At 44.9% G+C, this 4,439-nt stretch carries 3 protein-coding genes; 2 read left to right on the top strand and 1 reads right to left on the bottom strand.

Annotation, left to right across the window (positions count from 1 at the left end):
* Window positions 1-131: 131 nt before the first annotated feature.
* On the bottom strand, window positions 132-614 hold the full coding sequence (locus B9J84_RS05110) for a GNAT family N-acetyltransferase (RefSeq protein WP_094123686.1): 483 nt from the start codon (window positions 612-614) through the stop codon (window positions 132-134).
* A gap of 216 nt (window positions 615-830) precedes the next feature.
* On the opposite strand from B9J84_RS05110, the gene pheS reads away from it, so the two are divergent.
* Together pheS and pheT are read left to right on the top strand one after the other, a co-directional pair.
* The gene (gene pheS, locus B9J84_RS05105; protein ID WP_017044058.1) at window positions 831-1,814 is read left to right on the top strand and encodes a phenylalanine--tRNA ligase subunit alpha; all 984 of its coding nucleotides are present in this window, start codon (window positions 831-833) and stop codon (window positions 1,812-1,814) included.
* Window positions 1,815-1,830: 16 nt separating this feature from the next.
* On the top strand, window positions 1,831-4,218 hold the full coding sequence (gene pheT / locus B9J84_RS05100) for a phenylalanine--tRNA ligase subunit beta (RefSeq protein WP_094123685.1): 2,388 nt from the start codon (window positions 1,831-1,833) through the stop codon (window positions 4,216-4,218).
* Window positions 4,219-4,439: the final 221 nt, after the last annotated feature.

Here is a 4,439-nt window from a genome sequence, read left to right as displayed (position 1 = left end):
AAAACAAAGATCTAGGCATGCGTATCCGTCTAAAATACTTCTTCTAAGTTTTAAAACTTAAGCATTAAATCTCAACTGCTTTTGATGCCTACCGTTCGGTAGGCATTTTTTGTATAAGCATATGCGATGATTTACAGCTGTTTAAGCATCCACACATCGCAGCCGTTGTGCTCAGTGCCGTCCATTGGTCGATCCAAATGTATAAATCCGAGCTTTTCATATAACTGAATGGCGGATGTCATACTAGATAACGTATCCAAATAGCAAGATTGATAACCTGCATTTTGAGCAAACGATAGGCATGCTTCACTGAGCATTTTTCCTAGCCCGCAACCGCGACTTTCTGGTAATAAGAAGAGTTTTTTTAGCTCACAGATCCGTTGGCTATGATGAAAGGCTGCAATACCTGCTCCACCGACAATGATGCCATCACGTTTGGCTACCAGATAAAGGCTGCTGCTCTCTTGCGTATAATGTTGACTCATGTTTTCCACTTCAGCATCAGATGGGCCAAAACCCTCACCGATGGCTCCAAATTCAGCACCTACAGATTGGATAATTTTACAAATGTCCGAATCATCTTGTGGTTCGATTGGTGTTATCGTGATGTTCATCGTTTCTTCTTAAAAATAGTCATGTTTTTATTATTGTTTGGGGGGAGGGAGGTAATATCAAGAGAGCGGCAAAAATAATGCCGTTTTTTTGTTCAAGAGCAAGCCTCAGTATCATTTCAATTTGGCTTTAGAGGTGGCTTTCGATACTATGTGCAGCTATCTGAAAAATACAAAAACATCCTATACGGACACTACCTACAGGTAGATGAGGAAACGATGCAACATCTAGAAGAGATTATTGCTAATGCGACCGCAGCGATTAATGCTGCCGATTCGCTAGTCGCACTTGATGAAGTGCGTGTTCAGTACTTGGGTAAAAAAGGTGAGTTAACCACTCAGCTACAGAGCCTAGGTAAATTGCCACCCGAAGAACGCCGCGCTGCAGGTCAAGAGATCAACGTTGCGAAAGAAACAGTGCAACACGCCATTGCTACGCGTAAAGATGCTTTGCAGCGAGCAGAGTTAGAAGCCAAACTAGCGGCTGAAACGATTGACGTTACTTTGCCTGGACGCCGCATTGAAAATGGTGGCTTACACCCAGTGACTCGCACAGTTGAACGCATTGAGCAGTTCTTTGGTGAGCTTGGTTTTCATGTTGAATCTGGCCCTGAAATTGAAGACGCCTTCCACAACTTTGATGCGTTGAATATTGCTGCCGATCACCCAGCACGTACTGATCACGATACCTTCTTCTTTAATCCAGATTTAATGTTGCGTACACACACGTCAGGTGTGCAAATTCGCACTATGGAAAATGGTCAACCGCCGTTTCGTTTTATTGCGCCGGGCCGCGTATATCGTAATGACTACGACCAAACACACACACCAATGTTCCACCAAGTTGAAGGAATGTTGGTTGATGAGCACGTCAATTTTGCTCAGCTTAAAGGTATTTTGAACGATTTCTTATGTAACTTCTTTGAAGAAGAAGTTGAAGTGCGTTTCCGTCCTTCTTATTTCCCATTTACAGAACCTTCTGCGGAAGTGGATGTGAAGGGTAAAAATGGTAAATGGCTTGAAGTTCTAGGCTGTGGCATGGTTCACCCGAACGTTTTGCGCAGTGTTGGTATTGACCCTGAAAAATATTCTGGCTTTGCATTTGGTATGGGTGTTGAGCGTTTAACGATGCTTCGTTATGGCGTCAACGACCTACGCGCGTTCTTTGAGAACGATCTGCGCTTCCTCAAACAATTCAAGTAATTCAAGGGTAAACACAATGAAATTCAGCGAATCATGGCTTCGTGAGTGGGTTAACCCTGCGGTTACGACTGACGAACTTACACATCAAATTACAATGGCAGGCTTGGAAGTCGATGACGTTCTTGCTGTCGCCGGTGAATTTACTGGCGTCAAAGTGGGTCACGTTGTGGAATGTGGTCAACATCCAGATGCCGACAAACTGCGTGTAACGAAAGTTGACGTGGGTGAGGAAGAACTGCTTGATATCGTTTGTGGTGCAGCAAACTGCCGCCAAGGCTTAAAAGTGGCGGTAGCGACTGTTGGTGCTGTACTGCCCGGCGATTTCAAGATTAAAAAAGCAAAATTACGTGGTCAACCTTCTCACGGCATGCTTTGTTCATTCAGTGAGCTAGGGATTGATGTTGAATCCGCTGGCATTATGGAGCTTGCAGAAGATGCTATCGTTGGTACTGATTTCCGCGAATTCCTAAGCTTAGATGATGTGACTATTGATGTCGATTTGACCGCGAACCGCGCAGATTGCTTTAGTATTCGTGGCCTTGCTCGTGAAGTAGGTGTATTGAACCGCATTGATGTCACTGAGCCATCAGTCACCGCTGTTCCTACTTCAATTGAAGATAAAGTCTCTATTGAAGTGAAAGCACCGGCCGCTTGTCCGCGTTATCTTGGTCGCGTGGTTAAAAACATTAATGTTCAAGCCCAAACACCGCTTTGGATGCAAGAGAAGTTACGCCGTTGTGGTCTACGTTCAATTGATCCAGTGGTTGATATCACTAACTATATCTTGCTTGAACAAGGCCAACCGATGCATGCCTTTGATCTTGCCAAGATCGAAGGCGGTATTGTTGTTCGTATGGCCGAGCAGGATGAAAAACTTACGCTACTCGATGGTACAGAAGCTAAGTTGAATGTTGATACGCTGGTTGTTGCCGATCACAATAAAGCATTAGCCATTGCGGGCATTTTTGGTGGTGAAGGTTCAGGCGTTAGCTCAGAAACCCAAGATGTACTGCTTGAGTGTGCTTTCTTTGCACCAGACCATATCCGCGGTCGTGCTCGTAGCTATGGCCTACATACTGATTCATCCATGCGTTTTGAGCGCGGTGTTGACTACGCGTTGCAAGCCAGTGCGATGGAACGAGCGACTCAGCTGCTGGTTGATATTTGTGGCGGTGAAGTTGCACCAGTGGTTAGTGTTGAGTCTGAAACGGATTTACCTAAACCAAATCAAGTCACACTTCGTCGCACTAAACTGGACAGTTTGCTTGGTCATCACATTGCGGATGCTGATGTGGTTGAAATCCTAAAACGTTTAGGTATGAGTGTTGAGAGTTGCGCAGAAAGTTGGGTTGCTACCGCGCCAACGTGGCGTTTTGATTTCGCGATTGAGCAAGATTTGATTGAGGAAATTGGCCGTATTTACGGTTACAACAATATCCCTAATCAAGCTCCCGTTGCAGCATTGAGCATGAATGACCACCAAGAAGCAAACTTGCCACTTAAGCGTGTTCGTCATTTGTTAGTTGACCGTGGTTACCATGAAGCGATCACCTACAGCTTCGTTGAGCCAGAGCAGCAGAAACTGATTGTTCCAGATGTTGAACCACTCATTCTACCTAATCCTATTTCTGCTGATATGTCGGCGATGCGTTTGGGCTTGATCCAAGGTCTATTAAATACCGTGGTTCATAACCAGAAACGCCAGCAGCCACGTGTTCGTTTGTTTGAATATGGTTTGCGTTTTATTCCTGATGCTTCGGCAGAGAACGGTATGCGCCAAGAGCCTATGCTCGCGGGGGTAATATCCGGTACTCGTGGTGAAGAGCACTGGAACATGGACACCGCAACGGTAGATTTCTTCGATCTAAAAGGTGACTTGGAAGCCATTCTTGATTTAACCGCCAACGGCAAAGCTTACAGCTTTACTTCTGTTGCACACCCAGCGCTGCACCCTGGGCAATCGGCCGCTATCGTTGTCGATGGTGAGATTATTGGGGTGATAGGCACTGTTCATCCAGAGCTTGAGCGTAAGTTTGGCTTGAATGGCCGCACCATCGTATTTGAACTTGAATGGTCAGCGGTGAACACCCGTGTAATTCCAGAAGCTGCATCACTGTCTAAGTTCCCAGCGAACCGCCGTGATATAGCACTGGTTGTTGATGGCGCCATTGCTTCAGGTGATATTGTCGATGCATGTCGTAACGCTGGTGGTGAGCTTCTAAAAGAGGCGAAGCTGTTTGACGTTTATGTAGGCAAAGGGGTTGAAGAGGGCAAGAAGAGTTTAGCGATTGCGTTGATGCTTCAATCGACTGAACGTACTTTAGAAGAAGCCGATATTGCAAGCGCTGTTGAATCGATTGTGACTTCAGTAGCGGCACAGTTTGGTGCAGCCCTGCGCGACTAATTCAGAAAGTAGCCTAAGTATATTTGAGCAGGTTCAAGTTGGGCCTGCTTTTTTATATGCAATTTAGTGACAAGTTAGTGTTAAACAAGTCTATGATTTAACAGGTTATAAATTTTTTTATCAGAAATCGATATCCATTAAAAATAGTATGAAATTCTGAAAATATTGGCTGTTATGATATAACTAACTAAATTGTCAGTGTTTTTTCTCAATCTTCGACG

The sequence above is a fragment of the Vibrio sp. V03_P4A6T147 genome, from assembly GCF_002241085.1.
GTDB classification, from domain to species: Bacteria; Pseudomonadota; Gammaproteobacteria; order Enterobacterales; family Vibrionaceae; genus Vibrio; species Vibrio anguillarum.
The sequence above is the reverse complement of the archived record's forward strand: the minus strand, read 5'-3'. Positions and strand labels throughout refer to the sequence as shown.

What these genes read in the sequence shown, in the direction of transcription:
- pheS (WP_017044058.1), top strand. Translation starts at nt 831, where the DNA reads ATGCAACATCTAGAAGAGATTATTGCTAATGCGACCGCAGCGATTAAT.
- pheT (WP_094123685.1), top strand. Translation starts at nt 1,831, where the DNA reads ATGAAATTCAGCGAATCATGGCTTCGTGAGTGGGTTAACCCTGCGGTT.
- B9J84_RS05110 (WP_094123686.1), bottom strand. Translation starts at nt 614, where the DNA reads ATGAACATCACGATAACACCAATCGAACCACAAGATGATTCGGACATT.